The organism is Streptomyces exfoliatus, from assembly GCF_000725545.1.
Taxonomy (GTDB): Bacteria; Actinomycetota; Actinomycetes; order Streptomycetales; family Streptomycetaceae; genus Streptomyces; species Streptomyces exfoliatus.
The window spans coordinates 31,474-50,518 of sequence record NZ_JNZP01000006.1; the positions used below are offsets into that span (position 1 = coordinate 31,474).

Below are 19,045 nucleotides of genomic sequence, written 5' to 3' on the forward strand. Positions count from 1 at the left end.
CCCCTCACGTGGCTCACATCCGTCACACCCATCACGCCCCTCACACCCGCGTCCGTGACGCCCGGCCGGCTACCCGACAGACCCGCATCCGACGCCTCAACCACCACATGCGCCACGCCCGTTACCGCCGTCCGACCTGCTCCAGCCGGACCCGTCCCCGTTCTCGTACCCGCCCCGCCCGTGACCGTCGTGCGTGTGCCCACCGTGCCGATTCCGTCCTCGTTCACCACACCGGCACCGTAACGCGTTGTGCCCCGCCCGCTCATCGCTGGGCCTTTGGCATATGCCAGAAGCACCACCGGATCGAGTGTTGCCAAATCCCTTACGGCCCGTCTCGGGCTGTGCAACAGTCGTGTCCGGGCCTCCCTTTCACACCCGGGCCTGGCCGTGCCGCGCCTGTATCGGAGTACGACATGCCGTCCCCCCTGTTCGCGGATCGCCCCGCCCAGCAGCCGGAGCCGGGCGCGGTGGACGCGCTGATCTCGCAGACCCGTCGCCTGCGCGGCGAACTCGTCGCCGTGCGCCAGGACGCCGTGATGGACGACGACGACCCCCAGCAGCGCTGGCAGCGCGCCCTCTGCGACCTCGCGGTCCACCAACTCGACGACCTGGGCGCCCACTTGGGTCAGCTTCGCGCAGGCGTCCCGGACGAGACGGCCCCGGATCCGGCCGGCCACGAAGCCGTCCTCGGCTCCGCCCTCGCGACCGACCCCGGCACCGCGTACGGCGAGGTCCCCCCGGCCCCCACCGGCTCGCTGCTCTCCCGCGTCGGCAGCGCCGAGTGGAACCTGCTCACCGACGAGGTCAGCTGGTCCGAAGAGCTGTTCCAGATCTTCGGACGTACGCGCGAGGCCGGCCCGATGTCGCTGGACGAGATGCCCACGATGGTCTTCGCCGAGGACCAGCCGCTCCTCCAGGCCATGGTGACGGACTGCCTGATCGACGGGAAGCCGATCGACGGCGAGTTCCGGATCGTGCGGACCGACGGACGGGTCCGCACGGTGCACATGACGGGCGAGCCCGTCCTCGACGCCGACGGCTGCACCGCCTCCATGTGGGCCGTCCTCCGGGACGTCAGCGAGCTGCGGCGCAGTCAGCGGGCCGTCCGGGAGAGCCTGGACAACCTGGAGCACAGCCGCCGCGTCGAGCAGACCGAGCGACGGGTCGCCGTCGAGCTCCAGGAGGCGGTGCTCCCGCCGTGGCGCGGCTCGCTCCGCTTCGCCCACGACGGCCCCGCCCCGCTGGACGTGGCCGCCCACTACCTCCCTGCGGCCAGCACCGGCCTCATCGGCGGCGACTGGTACGACGCGCTGGCGCTGCCCGACGGGGACGCGCTGCTCACCGTCGGTGATCTGACCGGTCACGGGGTCGCCGCGACCTCCTCGATGGCCATGCTCCTCGGCGCGCTGCGCGGCATGGCCTTCGCCGGGATCCGCCCCGCCGCGCTGATGGGTCATCTGAACCAGCTCCTGGACACCTCCGTCCAACCCGCGCTCGGAAGCGCGATGTGCTGCCGTTACGACCCGGTCGCCCAGACACTGACCTGGGCGCAGGCCGGCCACCCCGCCCCGTTGCTGTTCCGCGACGGGAGGGGGCACGTCCTGCGGCGGCCCGAGGGGGTCCTCCTCGGGGCGACGACCGGTGCCGAGTACGGCGAGACCGAGACCCGACTGCTCCCCGGCGACGTGCTCGTCCTGCACACCGACGGGCTGACCCGGGGCAGCGGCACGGGCGACGACGCGGGTACGCGACGACTGCTCGCCCTCGGTCAGCGGCTCGCCGGAGCGCGGGACGCCCACGACGGTGTGCGCGCGGTGATCGAGGAGTTCGGCGAGGAACTCCGCGAGGACGACGCCTGCGTGATGGTCGTCCGGGTCGGGCACTGAACCGCTCGTGCGGGAAGGACAGTTGACGGCTACCGGGCGGCCGTCAGCTCGTCACGGCGGCTCGCCGATCGACTGACGTACACCTGCGGACCTCCCCACGGGCCCCTGAGTCGGGGCCCTTTCAGGCCTGCCCCGTCCTCGGCCGGTTGACCGGGGACCCGGGAAGGGCCAGCTCGATCTCCTCGCGCAGGTGCTCGATCTTCGTGTAGCCGGCGTACTGCCCGGTGAGCCGGTACATCTCCCGCAGGCGGTCCCAGGTCCGGTGGGACGAGGTCGCCCCCATGGACATCAGGGCCAGCCGGGCGTACCGGTCGGCCTGCTCCGGGTCGTCGGCGATGAAGCAGGCCGAGGCGAGCGAGATGTGGTCGAAGAGCTTCGAGCGTTCGTGGCCGTCACGCCGCAGTTCGAGCGCCAGCCTGGCGTGGCGCTGGGCGGGAACCGCCGCCGTCGGGTCGTGATCGGCGAGCGTGCGGTAGGCGAGGGCCTGCATGCCGTGCATGTCGGCCTCGTCGAAGTTCTGCATCCAGCTCGGCGTCTCCTCGTCGCGCCGGTCGGACACGAACATCTCCTCCGCCTCGCCGAGGGTGCGGCGCATGGCCTGCCCTCGGCCCATCGAGGCCTGCGCCCAGGCCTCGATGGTGTGGAACATGGCCTGGGTCCGGGGCAGCACCCGCTCGCCCGAACCGTCCACGGCCAGCTTCATGAGGTCGAGGGCGTCGTCGGGCCTGCCCAGGTGCACCATCTGCCGGGCGGCACGGGACAGCGCCTCGCCGGCCCGCGGCCGGTCGCCGCCCTCGCGGGCCGCGTGGGCGGCGATCACGAAGTACTTCTGCGCCGTGGGTTCGAGGCCCACGTCGTGCGACATCCAGCCGGCCAGGACGGCCAGGTTGGCGGCGACGCCCCACAGGCGTCGCTGGAGGTGGTCGGCGTGGCGGTAGGCGAGCATGCCGCCCACTTCGTTGAGCTGGCCCACCACGGCCTTCCGCTGGAGACCGCCGCCCCGGGAGGCGTCCCAGCGGCGGAACACCTCCACCGAGTGCTCCAGGGCCTCGATCTCCTGGGACCCGATGGGGGCGGCCTCGTAGCGGTCGAACCCGGCGGGGTCGGCGTGAAGGGGGTCGGTGGCCCGTGGGGCGGTGCCCGGGCGGGCGGGGTCGGTCTGCAGCCAGTCGTTCATGGCGTTGCTGAGTACGGAGCCGGCGGCAAGCGCGGCACCCGCGCCCACCAGGCCGCGTCGGTTGAGCATGAGGTCCATTCCCGTGAATTCGGTGAGGACCGCCGCCGTACGATCGGGTGCCCAGGGCAGCCCGTCAGGGTTCTCCGTCTTCCTGACGTCCTGCCGCGTTCCGGCGCGCCCGTGTCGTACGAACCCGAGGTCCTCGATGGTCACGACACGGCCGAGTCGCTCGGTGAACAGTGCTGCCAGCACCCGGGGGACGGGATCGCGCGGGGTCTCACCCCGGTCGATCCAGCGCCGCACCCGCGAGGTGTCGGTCGCCAGCTGGGGGTGGCCCATGGCCGCCGCCTGCCGGTTGACGAGTCTCGCGAGTTCGCCCTTGGACCAGCCGGCCAGGCCGAACAGGTCTGCCAGGCGGGTGTTGGTTTGTCCGGTCACGTCTAAGCCCCCAGGTTCTCGGCTGAGTTGACAGTAACCCCGTGTCATAGGGCTGGCGACTATTCGCCAGGGTTCGCCAGGGTGCGCCCGATGTTCCGCCACCCGCGCCCGGGTGTCAGGTAGGAACGCGCCACCCCGCCCCGCCGACCGGCCCTCATTCCCCAGGGTGCGGACCCGGGGGCGGGCGGGGCGACGCACGCAACTCATCGGCGCACGAAGGGATCTGTCACCTCCATGTACACAGCATCGTCCTCCGTGTCCGCCCCGCCCCGGCCGCAGCACCGCATCGTCCAGGCCGGTGCCGGGCCGTACCTCGCTCCCGCCCCCCAGGCCGTCAGGCCCAGGCGTTGGACGGGAGGCACCGGAACCCAGCCGATCAGCGGGAGAATCGACCTGTCCGGCCCCCAGGGGGCGCAGCTGAAGATGGCGATCGCCTCGGTCCACCGCGTCTGCCCGGAGTTCAACCCGGTGCAGGTGCTGCGGCGCAGCGGGCGTTCCGTACTGATCGTCGGGACGACCGGGCGGACCACTGCGGTCGCGAAGTGTTTACTGGACCACTCCCCCGCGTGGGTCGAGCGGTTCCGGCACGAGATAGCTTCCTACCGCTCCTTCGTCCGGCACCGTCCGCCGGTGCGGGCGCCGCGGCTGATCGCCGCGGACCCGGAGAACTGCACGCTCGTGATCGAGCGGATGCCCGGACGGGCGGCGGCGCTCTCGCGCCACCCCGTCGAGGCGCCGCCTCGCGCCGACGTGCGGGCCGCGCTCGGCGCGGTGGCCCGGCTCAACGCCTGGCGGCCACCGGCCGGCACCTTCGACGCCCCGCTGGACTACGGAACGCGGATCGCGCGCTACCACGAGCTCGGGCTCTTCACCGACCGGGACAGGGACGACCTGCAGAAGCTGCTGCACGGTCTGGCGCAGGCCGGTGGCCGTCAGGGCATGGGCCAGTTCTGTCACGGAGACGCCCTGCTCTCCAACATCCTCCTCTCCCCCGCGGGACCGGTGCTCGTCGACTGGGAGCACGCGGGCTGGTACCTGCCGGGCTACGACCTGGCGACGCTGTGGGCCGTACTCGCCGACGCACCGCTGGCCCGGCGCCAGATCAGTCAGCTCGCCCAGCAGGCGGGGCCGGCGTCCCGCGACGCCTTCCTGGTGAACCTGATGATCGTGCTGACGCGGGAGATCCGTACCTACGAGACGGCGGTGCAGCGCACCATGAAGGAGGCGCCGCCGGCCGGAACCGTGCAGGTACCCACGGGGGCGCTCGCTCCCGGTGAGGAACAGCGGCTGCTCCTGAGGCGGCTGCACGACGACTGCGCCATGGCACGGCGGGCCGTGCGCGCGGCGGTCGGGACACGCTGAAGGGCGGACCCGACCGGCGACACGGGGGAGGGTGGGCCGTGCGCCCGGTGCCGACACACCGGGACGCGGCGCACCGGTTTCCCCCGGCCTCACCGCATGTACGTCACCGGTCCGATGCGGTCCGGACCCTGACCAATGGTCCACTCCACTGACGCGTCCCAGGCCTGGGACCCGTCTCGGCGAAACTCCGCCGGATGGCCTCCGTTCCCACTCTGACGTGGGAACTTCTGTGCGCGCGGTGGTGATTGACGGATCGTCCGGGAGCCGATACCCCTGTACGGGTTCGGTCCCGCACGCCCCGGTGTCACCCCCGCCCCTGGAGGCTGCCTTGCTCCGTTCCGCGTCCCCCGGACGTACGACCTCGCGTCGGCTACCGAAGTCGGTGGGCGCCGTCGCGTCCGCCGCCCTGCTGCTGCCCCTTCTCTCCGCCGCCCCGCCCGCCGGCGCCGGGGTGCCCGACGCGGGGTCGCTCCAGGCGCAGTTCGCGCGGGCGGCCGCGCGTCACGGCGTGCCCGAGAGCGTGCTGCTCGCCGTCTCGTACCTGCAATCGCGCTGGGACGGCCACGGCGGTGCGCCGAGCGTGACCGGCGGCTACGGGCCGATGCATCTGACCGACGCGGTGACGGCCCTCGCCGGCGCCGCCCCGCACCACTCGGAGCGTACGGAGGACCCGCGCGGCGACTCCTCGCGCCCGGAGCGCCCGGAACGTTCCGGCGCCGAGGCACAGGTCCCGGCGGCGGGGTCGCTGCCCGCGCGGCTGCGGACCCTGGAGCGGGCCGCCGAGGTGTCCGGGATCCCGGCCGAGGAGCTGCGGACCGGCACGGCGGCGAACATCGAGGGCGGGGCGGCGCTGCTCGCCGCGGCGCAGCGGGAGGCGGGCCTTCCGGCGAGCGCCGACCCGGCGGACTGGTACGGGGCGGTGGCGCGGTATTCGGGCGCCGACGACTCGGCCACGGCGGCGACGTACGCGAACGACGTGTTCGACGTGATCCGCGGTGGCGAGTCCCGGACGACGGACAGCGGGCAGCGGGTGACGCTCGCGGCCGACCCCGCGGTGGCACCGGTCACGGAGCAGGTGGCGGCCCTCGGGCTGCGCCGGCCCGCCGCCGGTCCCGTGGAGTGTCCGCCCACGGTGGCCTGCGAGTGGATGCCGGCGCCGTACGAGGAGTTCGGCGACGGCGACTACGGCAACCACGACAAGGCGAACAGGCCCTCCGCCCAGTCGATCGACTACATCGTGGTCCACGACACCGAGGCCGACTGGAAGACCACGCTCGACCTGGTGCGGGATCCGACGTACGTGTCCTGGCAGTACTCGCTGCGCTCCTCCGACGGACACATCGCCCAGCACGTGCCGCTGAAGGACGTGGCCTGGCACGCGGGCAACTGGTTCGTGAACGCCAAGTCGGTGGGGTTGGAGCACGAGGGCTTCCTCACCTCGCCGGACTCCTGGTACACGGAGGCCATGTACCGGACGTCGGCCCGGCTCGTGCGGTACCTCGCGGCCCGGTACGACGTCCCCCTCGACCGGCAGCACGTCCTGGGGCACGACAACGTGCCGGGTACGGTCACGGCCAACATCAGGGGCATGCACACGGACCCGGGGCCGTACTGGGACTGGGCGCACTACTTCCGGCTCCTCGGCCGTCCCATCACCCCGAGCGCGGGTCCCGACGCGGGCGTGGTGACGATCCGGCCCGACTACGGCGCGCACCGACCGGTCTACACGGGCTGTACGACGGCGGGCGTCGTGTGCGCGCCGCACGGCAGCGGGGCGGTGCGCCTGCACACCGCGCCGAGCGCCGACGCGCCCCTGGTGAAGGACATCGGTCTGCGGCCGGGCGGGCAGGACTCGACCACCGGGGTCAACGACACCGGGGCGCGGGCCTCGACGGGGCAGAGCTACGCGGTGGCGGAGCGCCGGGGTGACTGGACGGCGATCTGGTACCTCGGGCAGCGGGCGTGGTTCCACAATCCGGTGAAGGAGCCGACCGCGGTGAACGCGCGGGGTCTCGTGCTGACTCCCCGGGAGGGACTGGCGTCGGTGCCGGTGTACGGGCGGGCCTACCCGGAGGCCTCGGCGTACCCGGCGGGTGTTCCGGTGCAGGCGGTGTCGCCGCTGTCGTACCGGCTGCTCGCCGGTCAGCGGTACGTGGTGGGCGACCGGACCCCGGGCGAGTACTACTTCGCGCCGGTGTTCGACAGCAGCGGTCATCGGGTCGTTCGCGGCCAGGAGGAGTACTACCAGATTCAGTTCGGCCATCGGGTGGCGTTCGTGAAGGCCGCTGACGTGCAGGTTTCCCCGTCCTGACGGTGGGGTGGCCGAAAGATGCGGGGTGGTGCCGAATCACCTGTCCGGCACCACCCCTTCGGCGTTCATAGGACTATTCAGGAGATCGCGTGCGCCGTACGGGCGACGGGTAAAGGTGGGCCGGACACAGCGCACGCTCACCGGAAGGCCCCTCCGCACATGCCTCAGCCCTTCGTTATGCCGGATTTCTATGTTCCGTATCCGGCGCGGCTCAATCCCCATGTGGAAGCCGCCCGCACGCACACCCGTGACTGGGCGCGGGAGATGGGGATGCTGGAGGGCTCGGGAGTCTGGGAGCAGCACGACCTCGACTCCCACGACTACGCGCTGCTCTGCGCGTACACGCATCCCGACTGCGACGAGGACGCCCTGAACCTCGTCACGGACTGGTACACCTGGGTCTTCTTCTTCGACGACCACTTCCTCGAGGTGTTCAAGCGGACCCAGGACCGGGCGGGCGGCAAGACGTACCTGGACCGGCTGCCGCTGTTCATGCCGGCGGACCCGGCGGCGGGCATGCCCGAGCCCGTCAACCCCGTCGAGGCGGGCCTCGCCGACCTCTGGCGGCGGACCGTCCCCTCGATGTCGGAGGGCTGGCGGGTGCGGTTCGCGGAGGCGACGGAGCACCTGCTCTACGAGTCGCTCTGGGAGCTCGACAACATCAACGAGGGGCGTGTCGCCAACCCCGTCGAGTACATCGAGATGCGCCGCAAGGTGGGCGGGGCGCCCTGGTCGGCCGGTCTCGTCGAGTACGCGGCGGGAGCGGAGGTGCCGGCCCAGGTCGCCTACTCGCGGCCGCTGCGGGTGCTCAGGGACGCCTTCTCCGACGCCGTCCACCTGCGCAACGACCTCTTCTCGTACCAGCGCGAGGTGGAGGACGAGGGCGAGAACAGCAACGGCGTCCTGGTCCTGGAGCGCTTCCTCGGCTGTACGACCCAGGAGGCCGCGAACGCCGTCAACGACCTGCTGACCTCACGGCTCCAGCAGTTCGAGAACACGGCCCTGACCGAGGTGCCGCTGCTCGCCGCCGAGAAGGGCCTGAGCCCGGCGGAGTGCGCGGCCGTGGCGGCGTACGCGAAGGGCCTGCAGGACTGGCAGTCCGGCGGTCACGAGTGGCACATGCGCTCCAGCCGGTACATGAACGAGGGCATGGTCGCGGGCCCCTCGCGGCTGGACGGGGTCATCGGAACCTCCGCCCTCGACATCCGCACCCTCTTCGGCCGGCCCGCGGCCTCCCGGCTGCGCACGCTCACGCACGTGCCGCACGAGCGGGTAGGGCCCTCTCTGCTGCCGGAGTTCGACCTGCCGTACCCGCTGACGCTCAGCCCGCACCACCGGGAAGCGAAGCGGCTCTCCGAGGACTGGGCCGAGCGGATGGGGCTCCTCGACGACATCTGGGACCGTCCGATGATGGACGGCTTCGACCTCGCGCTGTGCTCGGCGGGACTCGACCCGGACGCCACCCTGGAGGAGCTGGAGCTCAGCGCCGAGTGGCTCACCTGGGGGACGTACGGGGACGACTACTACCCCCTCGTCTTCGGCCGGCCGCGCGACCTGGCCGGTGCGAAGCGGTTCACGGAGCGGCTCAAGTCCTGTATGCCGGTGGACGATCCGGGGGCCGGGCGGACGCACGCCGTCCATCCCATGGAGGTGTCGCTGGCCGACCTCTGGGCCCGCACGTCGGGCCCGATGGGCCCTGAGGCACGGTCCCAGCTCAGGACGGCCCTCGACGCCATGCTGGACAGCTGGCTGTGGGAGCTGCACAACCAGGCGCAGCACCGGGTGCCCGACCCGGTGGACTACATCGAGATGCGCCGCACCACCTTCGGCTCCGAGCTGACGATGTTGCTGTGCCGACTGCGGCACACGGAGGCGCTGCCGCCCGAGATCTACGCGACGGGCACGGTCCGCGCCCTCGAGCACTCGGTCTCCGACTACGCGACGCTCCTCAACGACCTCTTCTCGTACCAGAAGGAGATCGAGGTCGAGGGCGAGGTGCACAACGGCGTGCTGGTGCTGCAGAAGTTCTTCGACTGCGACTACCCGACGGCGGTGTCGATGGTCGACGACCTGATGCGGGGCAGGCTGCGCCAGTACGAGCACCTCAAGAAGAACGAAGTTCCCCTGCTCCACGCGGACTTCGGACTCGACCAGAAGGGCAGGGAGGCCTTCGAGGCGTATCTGCGAGAGCTGGAGGACTGGCTCGCCGGGATCCTCAACTGGCACCGGAGCGTGCGGCGTTACCGCGCCGAGGACGTCCACGAGGGCAGCGGCACCCCGTTGGTCGGCCGGGGGCCGACCGGGATCGGGACCTCGGCGGCGCGGGTGGCCTCGCTGATCGGCTCCGCGGCGCGCTGACACGCGGGAGGCCGCTTCCGGAAGTCTCCCGGAGGCGGCCTCGTCACGGCTCGCGTCAGGCGCGGCGGCCGCGCAGTTCGTCGAGTTCGCGGCGGTCGCGCTTGGTCGGGCGGCCCGCGCCCCGGTCACGTACGGCGGCGACGGCCACCTCCTCGCGCGGCGGCGGGGGCGGGCTGTTGTCCACGTACGCCTCGACGGCGACCGGCGGGCCCACCCGCTTGGTGTGGAGCACCTTGACCTCGACGATCCGCTCGCGGCCGCCGTGGAAGACCCGGATCTCGTCACCGGGCTTCACCGGTTGGGCGGGCTTGGCCCGCTCGCCGTTGACCTTGACGTGTCCGGCCCGGCAGGCCGCGGCGGCCTGGGACCGGGTCTTGGTGAGGCGGACCGCCCAGACCCAGCTGTCGACGCGTGCGCTCATCGGCCCCCGCTCCCCCGTCAGCCCTGCTGGAACAGCTCGGCGGGCAGCGGCTTGAGCAGCGCGTACAGGTCGTCGGTGATCGGCCGGTCCCAACTGGCGATCGTCACCAGGACGTTGTCGCTGCGGTCGAACTGGACGCAGGAGATGCGGCTCTCGGAGAGCTTGAGGCGACGGACGATGAGGAGGTTGTCACCCTGCATCACGGGCATGTCCTCGGTGTCGAGGACCTCGACCGGCTCGTCGTTCTCGAGGGCGGCGAGGAGCTGGGCCACCTCGAAGGGGATCTGGGCGTCCGCGAGCTCGCGCGCCGGGGATCCCACCGGCAGGTTGCCGATGATCATCGCGGGTCCCCGGCCGCCGAACAGGTCGTAGCGGAGGAAGACGCCCTGGCAGGAGCCGTCGGGGGCGGGCAGCAGACCGGCGCCGAGATTGCCGGGCCAGTCGCCCGGGTCCATGGCCAGGACGTCGAAGTCCGGGCCCGCGGGTGTGGCGGCGCTACGGCGGCGGAGGAAGGACATACGGCCAATGGTACGTGTCCCGGCGCACGATGCGAGCGCCGGGCGACTCCGGACGGCGACGGCCGGAAGGCTTACCCTGAGTGAGCGCATATCGATCGATCTCACCGTACGTGACCGGGTCTCCGCCGCCCGGGATCCGGCTCAGGACGTGGGCGGGGTGTCCCCCACGAGCCACATGGAGAAGAACTGCGCGCCGCCTCCGTAGGCGTGCCCGAGGGCCCGGCGTGCGCCGTCGACCTGGTGCTCGCCCGCCTCACCGCGTACCTGGAGGGCGGCCTCGGCGAAGCGGATCATGCCGGAGGCTCCGATGGGGTTGGTGGAGAGCACCCCGCCGGAGGGGTTCACGGGCAGGTCCCCGTCGATTTCGGTCACCCCGGCCTCGGTGAGCTTCCAGCCCTCGCCCTCCTCGGCGAAGCCGAGGTTCTCCAACCACATCGGCTCGTACCAGGAGAACGGCACGTACATCTCGACGGCGTCGATCTCCCGCCGGGGATCGGTGACGCCGGCCTGCCGGTAGACGTCGGCGGCGCAGTCCCGGCCCGCCTGCGGCGAGACGAAGTCCTTGCCCGCGAAGAGGGTGGGTTCGCTGCGCATCGCCCCGCCGTGCACCCAGGCGGGCGGACGCGGCGAACGGGCCGCGCCGGTACGGTCGGTGAGGATCATCGCGCAGGCGCCGTCGGAGGACGGGCAGGTCTCGGAGTAGCGGATCGGGTCCCACAGCATCGGGGAGGCCTGCACCTTCTCCAAGGTGAGGTCGTGCTCGTGGAGGTGGGCGTACGGGTTCAGGAGCGCGTTGCGCCGGTCCTTGTACGCGACGAGGGAACCGATGGTGTCCGGGGCGCCGGTGCGGCGCATGTAGGCCCGGACGTGCGGCGCGAAGAATCCTCCGGCGCCGGCGAGCAGCGGCTGCTGGAAGGGGACGGGCAGGGAGAGGCCCCACATGGCGTTGGACTCGGACTGCTTCTCGAAGGCGAGGGTGAGGACCGTCCGGTGGACACGGGCGGCGACCAGGTTGGCGGCGACGAGCGCGGTGGAGCCGCCGACCGAGCCCGCCGTGTGCACCCGGAGCATGGGCTTGCCGACGGCGCCGAGCGCGTCGGCGAGATACAGCTCCGGCATCATCACGCCCTCGAAGAAGTCCGGGGCCTTGCCGATGACGACGGCGTCGATGTCCGCCCAGGTCAGCTCGGCGTCCGCGAGGGCGCGGACGGCGGCCTCGCGGACGAGTCCGGCGATCGACACGTCCCGGCGGGCGGCCACGTGCTTGGTCTGGCCGATGCCGACGACGGCTACGCGCTCTTTCGATGTCACAGCCTCAGGCACGGTTCTCCCCTTCCAGGACGGCGACGAGGTTCTGCTGCAGGCAGGGTCCCGAGGTGGCATGCGCGAGGGCGCGGTCGGAGTCGCCGCGGTGGACGCGGGCGGCGGCCTCACCGAGCCGGATGAGACCCGCGGCCATGACGGGGTTGGCGGCGAGGGCGCCGCCGGAGGGATTGATCCGGACGGTGTCGTCGAGGCCGAGGGCCTTGGCGAGGACGACTTCCTGGGAGGTGAAGGGCGCGTGGAGTTCGGCGGTGTCGACGGGCCTCTCGAAGGCTCCGGCGCGTTCGGCGGCGAGCCGGGTGGAGGGCGAGTCGGTGAGGTCGCGGACGCCGAGCGAGTGGGCCTCGATCCGGTGGTCCATGCCCCGGATCCAGGCGGGCCTGGCGCACAGCTCGCGGGCCCGGTCCCCCGCGGCGAGGATCACGGCGGCGGCCCCGTCGCCGATGGGCGGGCAGTCGCCGGTGCGGAGCGGCCGCACCACGTACTCGCCCTGGGGGCGGGCGCCGGGCAGCTGGGCGTGCGGGTTCGCCGCCGCGTCGGCGCGGCTCCGGCCGGCGATGGCGGCGAGGGCGGGTTCGTCGGTGTCGCCCGCGTCGACGAGCGCCTGTGCCTGGAGGGCGGCGAGGGCGACGGAGTCCGGCCAGAGCGGGGCGAGGTAGTAGGGGTCGAGCTGGCGGGTGAGGACGTCGCGGACGGAGCCCGGCGAGGACTTGCCGTAGGCGTAGACGAGGGCGGTGTCGGCCTCGCCCGTGAGGAGCTTCACCCAGGCCTCGTACAGCGCCCAGGCGCCGTCGGTCTCGACGTGCGACTCGGAGATCGGGGGCCAGGCACCGACGCCGTCGAGGGCCATGGTGAAGGAGAAGGCACGGCCGGCGAGGTAGTCGGAGGAACCCGAACAGGTGAAGCCGATGTCGGAGGTCCTGAGCCCGGTCTGCCGGAGCACCTCGTGGAGGACGGGCATGACCATCTCGACCTCGGAGAGGTCGTCGGTGCGTCGGCGGTGATCACTCTGGGCGAAGGCGACGATCGCCACCTCGCGGCCGGGCCGGTGCGGCGTCACAGCAGCTCCTTGTAGGTGTCGTAGTCGGCGTCGGGTTCGCCGGCGGGCCGGTAGTGGTCGGGGTAGCGGCCGTCCTCGCTCCACACGGGCTCGACGCGCAGGCCCATCCGGACCTGGTCGTAGGGAATGCCGGCGATGCGGCCGTGGAGGGCGAGTCCCGCGCCGTCGAGGGCGATGTGGGCGTAGACGTACGGGACCTCGATCTCGGCGTTGCGGGCCTTGATGTTGACGATGCAGAAGGTGGTGACGGTGCCCCGGGGGCCGACCTCGACCTGGTCGGTGGTCGCGACGCCGCAGGTGGGGCAGGCGCCACGGGGCGGGACGTACACCTTGGCGCAGGACGGGCAGCGTTCGCCGACGGTGCGGCGCTCGGCAAGCGCGTGCAGGTAGCGGGTCTGGGCGCGGCCGGGGCTGTAGGTGTAGTCGAGGCGGGCGGGGGCGACGATGCCGGTGACGGCGTTCTCGAACGCGGCGGTGTGGGGGGTGGGTTCGGGCCCGGGGCCGTTGTCGCCGGCATCGCTGTCGTACGGCTCGAAGCAGGCGATGTCCGTGATGGCGCCGGACCGTTCGGTGGCCCAGCGGATCCGGACCCGCAGTCCGGTGCGGACGGCTTCGGGGCCGGGTGCGTCGAGGGCGTGCAGGAGGGCGGTGTCGGCGCCGTCGAGGCGGACGAGGACCCAGGCGAAGGGCGTCGTCAGGGGCTGGCCGCGGCGGGGCTCGGGGTTCCAGGCCCAGGTGGTGACGGTGCCGGTGGCGCCGACCTCGACGAGGTCGCGGAGCTCGGCGGCGGTGGCGGGGTCGTACTCGACGGGCGGGACGAGCACCTCGCCCGCCTGGGTGCGGACGCCGAGCACGGTCCGCTCGCGCAGTCCGGTGAGGAACGCGGACTGGACGGGGCCGAGGGAGCGGGTGAAGGGGAACTCGACGACGAGGGGGGCGGAGAGGGTCTCGGGGGGTGGCGTCATGAGGTGCGGCTCCTTGGTCGGCGGGCGGTGGGTGTGGGTTCGGATGGGGGGCCGCTGCGCGGGGCCACTTCCCCACCCCGCCCCTTCCGCGTTCGAGGCGCGGGAGTCCGGGGGCAGGGCCCACGGATTCGGGAAGGGGCGGGGTGGGGTGGGGAAAGGTCACTCCCGCCGGTACACCGCCGCCCGCTTCTCCGCGAACGCCCGCGCGCCCTCCTTCGCGTCCGCCGTGTCGAAGATCGGCCAGCCCCGCTTCAGTTCGGCCGCGAGGCCCTCCGTCTCCGTCATCTCCGCCGTCTCGTAGACGGACGCCTTCACCGCCTCGACAGCCAGCGGCCCGCACGCGTTGATCCGCTCGGCGATGTCGAGGGCGGTGTCCAAGGCGGTGCCGTCGGGGACGACCCGTCCGACGAGGCCGATGCGGGCGGCTTCCTCGGCGGTGTACGGGCGGCCGGTGAGCAGCATTTCGAGGGCGTGGGTGCGGGCGATCTGGCGGGGCAGCCGGACGGTGGAGCCGCCGATGGGGAAGAGGCCGCGCCGGACCTCGAAGAGGCCGAAGGTGGCGGAGGCGGCCGCGACCCTGATGTCGGTGCCCTGGAGGATCTCGGTGCCGCCGGCGACGCAGTACCCCTCGACGGCGGCGATGACGGGTTTGCGGGGGCGGTGGTGGCGCAGCATCGCCTTCCAGTGCAGGTCGGGGTCGGCCTTCAGCCGGCCCCGGTGCTCCTCGCCCTCCATGCCCTTTCCGGCCAGGGCCTTGAGGTCCATGCCGGCGCAGAAGGAGCCGCCCGCGCCGGTCAGGACGACCGAGCGGACGCCGTCGTCGGCGTCGGCCTCCAGCCAGCCGTCGTAGAGGCCGACGAGCATCGGCAGCGAGAGGGCGTTCTTGGCCTCGGGCCGGTTCAAGGTGAGGACGAGCGTGGCGCCTTCGCGCCGCACGTCGAGGTGTTCGGTGCCACCCATGGGGGTCTCCCGTCTCCAGTTCTGGAACAGGTTGCAGGAGTGCGGGATCCAGTTCAAGGGTTTTCTGACACTCAGTCAGATTCTTCTGCGCACCCCCTTCCCCCCGTCGCCGGTCGGCGCTCTAATGACCGCCGAGTCACTGAGCACCCGTACGAGTCAGCGCGAACCGGGGTCAGGAGGAACGGTGGAGTACAACCTTGCCGACCTGTTCGAATCGGTCGTCGACGTGGTTCCCGACCGCGAGGCGCTGGTGTACGTCGACCATCCCGGCACGGGCGCGGAACGACGGCTCACCTACGCCCAGCTGGACGCCGCCGCCAACCGGATCGCCCACCACCTCACGGACGCGGGGATCCGGCCCGGCGAGCACCTCGGGCTGCACCTCTACAACGGGGTCGAGTACCTGCAGACCGTCCTCGCCTGCCTCAAGGCGCGGATCGTGCCGGTGAACGTGAACTACCGCTACGTCGAGGAGGAGTTGGTCTACCTCTACCGGGACGCCGACCTGGCCGCACTCGTCTTCGACGCCGAGTTCACCGACCGGGTCGCGGCGGCGCTGCCCCAGACGGAGAAGCTGCGGCACCTCGTACGGGTCGGAAAGCCGCCCGAGGGGGCGGGGCCGCTCGACTGCGTGCCGTACGCCGAGGCGGAGGCGTCCGGCTCACCGGAGCGGGGCTTCGGGCCCCGCTCGGCCGACGACCTCTTCATCATCTACACCGGCGGCACCACCGGGATGCCCAAGGGCGTCCTGTGGCGCCAGGAGGACCTGTTCTTCGCGGGGCTCTTCGGGGGCGATCCCTCGGGCGAACCGGTAAAACGGCCCGAGGAACTGTCCGAGCGGGTCGCGGCGGGCGGTGCGGGCCTCACGTTCTTCCCCGCGCCGCCCCTCATGCACGGCACCTCCACACTGACCGCGTTCATCGCCTTCCACTACGGCCAGCGAGTCGTCCTGCACCGCAAGTACGTCCCCGATGAAGTCCTGCGCACCCTGGAGAAGGAGAAGGTCTCCAGCATCTCCCTGGTCGGCGACGCGATGCTGCGCCCCCTGGTGGACGCGCTGCGCGGACCGCTCAAGGGCACGGACCTCTCCGCCCTCTTCAGCCTCTCCTCGTCCGGCGCGATCATGTCCGACACCGTCCGGTCCCAGCTCCAGGAGCTGATGCCGAACGTCCTGCTCCTCAACAACTTCGGTTCCACCGAGTCCGGTTCCAACGGCCGGGCGACCGACGACTCCGGCCCCGCCAAGGGCTTCCGGCTGCACGTCAACGAACGCACCCAGGTGGTCGATCCGGCGACCCGTGCCCCGGTCGCCCCCGGCGAGGTCGGCCGGCTCGCCCAGCGGGGCCACGTGCCGCTCGGCTACTACAACGACCCCGCCAAGACGGCCGAGACCTTCTTCGAGCGGGACGGGGTGCGGTGGGTGCTCCTCGGGGACATGGCCACCGTCGACGGGGAGGGCGTCGTCACCGTCCTCGGGCGCGGCTCCCAGTGCATCAACACGGGCGGCGAGAAGGTCTACCCGGAGGAGGTCGAGCAGGCCCTGAAGTCGCACCCCGACGTGTACGACGCGCTGGTGGCCGGAGTGCCCGACGCCCGCTGGGGCAACCACGTCGCCGCGGTCGTCCAGCTGCGCGCCGACGCCCCGCCGCTGGACCTGGAGTCCCTCCAGACCCACTGCCGCCCCCGCCTGGCCGGGTACAAGGTCCCCCGCCAGCTGGTCCTGACCGACCGCATCCAACGCTCCCCCAGCGGCAAGGCGGACTACCGCTGGGCCCGCTCGGTGGCGGTGGACGCGGACACGGAAGGCCGTACCGGGGCCTAGAGCCCGAACTCCCGCACCGCCGCGAGGAACGCGCCGGGCCGGTCCGTGTGGAGGAGATGCCCCGCCTCGATGCCGGCGAGGCGGGCGTCGGGGATGTGCGCGGCCAGTGAGGACAGGTGGTCCTGGGGGACGTGACTGGACGGGCCGCCCGCGAGGACGAGGGTGGGGGCCGTGATCGCGGGGAGGTCCCCGCGCCAGGCGGGGTCGGGGGCGTTCAGCTGGGCGTCGGTGGACGGGACGATCTCCCAGTCGAAGCCGAGCGGACCCTCGGGGCGCTGGGCCGACGGGCGCGGCGGGTCGAGGGGGACGAAGGCCGGGGGCTCCTCCAGGACCAGCCGGCCGATCAGGTCGGGCTCCCGCTGGGCGAGCAGGCAGGCGGCCCCGGCGCCCATGGAGTGGGCGACGACCGTGGCGCCGGTGAGGCCGAGGGCCTTGAGGAAGCCGCCGAGTTCGTCGCGGAAGACGTCGAAGCCGTAGTGCCCGGGCCGGTCGCTGAGGCCGTGGCCGCGCAGGTCGACCGCGTACACCCGGTGGTCGGTGGCGAGGTCCTCCGCGATGTGGGCCCAGGTGGTGCTGTTCTCGCCGCGCCCGTGGACCAGGACGACGGGCGGGGCGTCCTGGGAGCCCCGTACCCGATAGGCGAGGCGCACGCCGTCCACCGTGACCGTACGGACCTCCGGGTCGAGGAAGGCGACGACGGGGCGGACGAAGGCTTCCGCGTCGTCCACCCAGGGGAAGTGTCCGGCACCGGGCAGGACGACCAACTCGGCGTGCGGGAAGTACGCGGCGGCCTCGGCCGCCTTGGCGGGGGTGGGACCCGCGTCGTACTCCCCCGCCAGGACGAGGACCGGCGCGGTGAGCGCGGTGAGCGCGCGGCGGGTCGGCTCCGGGTCGTACGCGCCCTCGCCGTGGTAGGCGGAGGCGGCCTCCCAGCGCACCTGCCCCTGCGCCGCCGCGGCGTGCTCCTGGGCGGCTTCGTCCCATCGGCCGTAGCCGAAGGGCGCGACGATCTCCAGGACGTGCGGGAGCGGGGTGTCCGGGCCGATCGTGTCGAGCGCGGCCCTGGCCTCCGGGTACCAGGGCCGGTCCGCGAAGACCTCGACGGCCTTGTCCCACTCCTCGTCGGTGGTCTCGACGCCGACCGCGCGGCCCGCGGAGGTGACGAGGACGAGGGAGCGGATCCGCTCGGGGTACGCGGCGGCGTACAGGGTGGCCAGGTTCCCGGCGGCGGAGTGGCCGAGGAGGTCGATCCGTTCGAGACCGAGGTGGGCGCGGAGGGCCTCGACGTCGCCGACCTGCCGGTCGCAGCGGTAGGTGCCCGGGTCAGCGGGCTCGGCACTCGCCCCGGTGCCGCGGGCGTCGAGCAGGATCAGGGTCCGGTGGGCGGCGAGTCCGCCGAGGTCGCCGAAGTAGGCGGCGTCGCGCATCGGCCCGCCCGCCAGGCACACCAGAGGTTCTCCCTCCCCGTGGATGCGGTAGGCGAGTTCGGTCCCGTCGTACGTCGTGAATTTCGGCATGCCGCCGATCCTCACCGGCTCGGGACGATCTTCGCAATCGGTTTGTCCGGGAGCGCGATACGGTGGGCGGACCGTCCCCGATCAGCGAAGGAACCGTTCCATCGTGCCCGAGACCCGGCAAACCGCGCTGCGCGGCGACTGCGCGAACTGCTTCGGCCTGTGCTGTGTGGCGCTGCCCTTCGCGAAGTCGGCCGACTTCGCCGTGAACAAGGCCCCGGGCGAGCCCTGCCGGAACCTCCAGGAAGACTTCCGCTGCGGTGTCCACACCCGGCTGCGGACCATCGGTTTCCAGGGCTGCACGGTGTACGACTGCTTCGGCGCCGGCCAGCAGGTCTCGCAGGTGACCTTCGGCGGGGTGTCCTGGCGCGAGGCGCCGGAGACCGCGAGCCGGATGTTCGACGTGTTCTACGTGATGCGCCAGCTGCACGAGCTGCTGCGGTACCTCACGGAGGCGCTGGACCGGCCCGCGGCCCGGCCGGTCCACCCCGAGCTGCGGCTGACGCTCGCCCGGGTCGAGGAGTTCACCCGGGGTTCGGCGGACGCGCTGGAGCAGCTGCGTGTCCCCGAGGTGCGCGCCGACGTGAACCGGCTGCTGCTGCGGACGAGCGAGCTGGTCCGCGCCACGGCCGGCGGGAAGCCGAAGAGCCGGCGCGGAGCCGACCTGGTCGGCAAGCGGCTGCGCGGGGCGAAGCTGCGCGGCGCGGACCTGCGCGGCGCGCTCCTCATCGCCGCCGACCTCACGGGCGCGGACCTGTCCCTGGCCGATCTGATCGGCGCCGACCTGCGGGACGCCGATCTGTCGGGGGCCGACCTCACGGGGGCCCTGTTCCTGACGCAGCCCCAGCTGAACGCGGCGCGCGGGGACGCCGCCACCCGCCTCCCGGAGGGTTTCGAGCGCCCCGCGCACTGGGCGTCCTGACGGTCTCC

The 19,045-nt window shown here is 72.6% G+C and carries 14 protein-coding genes; 6 read left to right on the forward strand and 8 right to left on the reverse strand.

Going from position 1 to position 19,045, the window contains the following annotated elements; all coding sequences use genetic code 11:
* The first annotated feature begins 413 nt into the window (after positions 1-413).
* Positions 414-1,886 (forward strand): PP2C family protein-serine/threonine phosphatase, encoded by a 1,473-nt coding sequence (locus IO20_RS0109100; RefSeq protein WP_030550619.1) that lies wholly within the window; start codon positions 414-416, stop codon positions 1,884-1,886.
* 121 nt (positions 1,887-2,007) lie between these two features.
* On the opposite strand, the gene IO20_RS0109105 is transcribed toward IO20_RS0109100, so the two are convergent.
* A complete protein-coding gene (locus IO20_RS0109105) occupies positions 2,008-3,501 on the reverse strand; it encodes a DNA-binding protein NsdB (RefSeq protein WP_030550621.1) in 1,494 nt (497 codons plus the stop codon).
* 234 nt (positions 3,502-3,735) lie between these two features.
* Between IO20_RS0109105 and IO20_RS0109110 the strand changes: the two genes are divergently transcribed.
* From IO20_RS0109110 to IO20_RS0109120, 3 genes are all read left to right on the forward strand, one after another.
* Positions 3,736-4,863, forward strand: coding sequence for an aminoglycoside phosphotransferase family protein (locus tag IO20_RS0109110; protein WP_030550624.1), 1,128 nt, complete (start codon positions 3,736-3,738; stop codon positions 4,861-4,863).
* Between the two features lie 382 nt (positions 4,864-5,245).
* Entirely contained in the window at positions 5,246-7,174 is a 1,929-nt protein-coding gene (locus tag IO20_RS0109115; protein ID WP_030550626.1) for an N-acetylmuramoyl-L-alanine amidase, read from the forward strand.
* A gap of 159 nt (positions 7,175-7,333) precedes the next feature.
* On the forward strand, positions 7,334-9,532 hold the full coding sequence (locus IO20_RS0109120) for a terpene synthase family protein (RefSeq protein ID WP_030550628.1): 2,199 nt from the start codon (positions 7,334-7,336) through the stop codon (positions 9,530-9,532).
* A gap of 55 nt (positions 9,533-9,587) precedes the next feature.
* Here the strand turns inward: IO20_RS0109120 and IO20_RS0109125 are convergent, their stop codons facing one another.
* From IO20_RS0109125 to IO20_RS0109150, 6 genes are all read right to left on the reverse strand, one after another.
* On the reverse strand, positions 9,588-9,953 hold the full coding sequence (locus IO20_RS0109125; RefSeq protein ID WP_030550630.1) for an RNA-binding S4 domain-containing protein: 366 nt from the start codon (positions 9,951-9,953) through the stop codon (positions 9,588-9,590).
* 17 nt (positions 9,954-9,970) lie between these two features.
* Complete coding sequence (locus tag IO20_RS0109130; RefSeq protein WP_030550633.1) at positions 9,971-10,471, reverse strand: hypothetical protein; 501 nt, start codon at positions 10,469-10,471, stop codon at positions 9,971-9,973.
* A gap of 141 nt (positions 10,472-10,612) precedes the next feature.
* Positions 10,613-11,782 carry a thiolase domain-containing protein gene (locus tag IO20_RS0109135; protein WP_037635009.1) on the reverse strand — a complete coding sequence of 390 codons (1,170 nt, stop codon included), beginning with the start codon at positions 11,780-11,782 and terminating at the stop codon, positions 10,613-10,615.
* 4 nt (positions 11,783-11,786) lie between these two features.
* Positions 11,787-12,854 carry a thiolase domain-containing protein gene (locus IO20_RS0109140; protein WP_030205689.1) on the reverse strand — a complete coding sequence of 356 codons (1,068 nt, stop codon included), beginning with the start codon at positions 12,852-12,854 and terminating at the stop codon, positions 11,787-11,789.
* A complete protein-coding gene (locus IO20_RS0109145) occupies positions 12,851-13,819 on the reverse strand; it encodes a Zn-ribbon domain-containing OB-fold protein (protein WP_030550637.1) in 969 nt (322 codons plus the stop codon). The genes IO20_RS0109140 and IO20_RS0109145 overlap by 4 nt, the downstream gene beginning before the upstream one ends.
* Before the next feature lie 159 nt (positions 13,820-13,978).
* Positions 13,979-14,779 carry a crotonase/enoyl-CoA hydratase family protein gene (locus IO20_RS0109150; RefSeq protein WP_030550639.1) on the reverse strand — a complete coding sequence of 267 codons (801 nt, stop codon included), beginning with the start codon at positions 14,777-14,779 and terminating at the stop codon, positions 13,979-13,981.
* A 184-nt stretch (positions 14,780-14,963) separates the two neighbouring features.
* Here IO20_RS0109150 and IO20_RS0109155 point away from each other — a divergent pair, with 184 nt between their 5' ends.
* The gene (locus IO20_RS0109155; RefSeq protein ID WP_030550641.1) at positions 14,964-16,601 is read left to right on the forward strand and encodes an acyl-CoA synthetase; all 1,638 of its coding nucleotides are present in this window, start codon (positions 14,964-14,966) and stop codon (positions 16,599-16,601) included.
* On the opposite strand, the gene IO20_RS0109160 is transcribed toward IO20_RS0109155, so the two are convergent.
* Positions 16,598-18,118, reverse strand: a complete 1,521-nt coding sequence (locus IO20_RS0109160) for an alpha/beta fold hydrolase (protein ID WP_030550643.1) — start codon at positions 18,116-18,118, stop codon at positions 16,598-16,600. The genes IO20_RS0109155 and IO20_RS0109160 overlap by 4 nt on opposite strands.
* A gap of 103 nt (positions 18,119-18,221) precedes the next feature.
* Here IO20_RS0109160 and IO20_RS0109165 point away from each other — a divergent pair, with 103 nt between their 5' ends.
* Complete coding sequence (locus IO20_RS0109165) at positions 18,222-19,037, forward strand: pentapeptide repeat-containing protein (RefSeq protein WP_342668743.1); 816 nt, start codon at positions 18,222-18,224, stop codon at positions 19,035-19,037.
* Positions 19,038-19,045 lie beyond the last annotated feature (8 nt).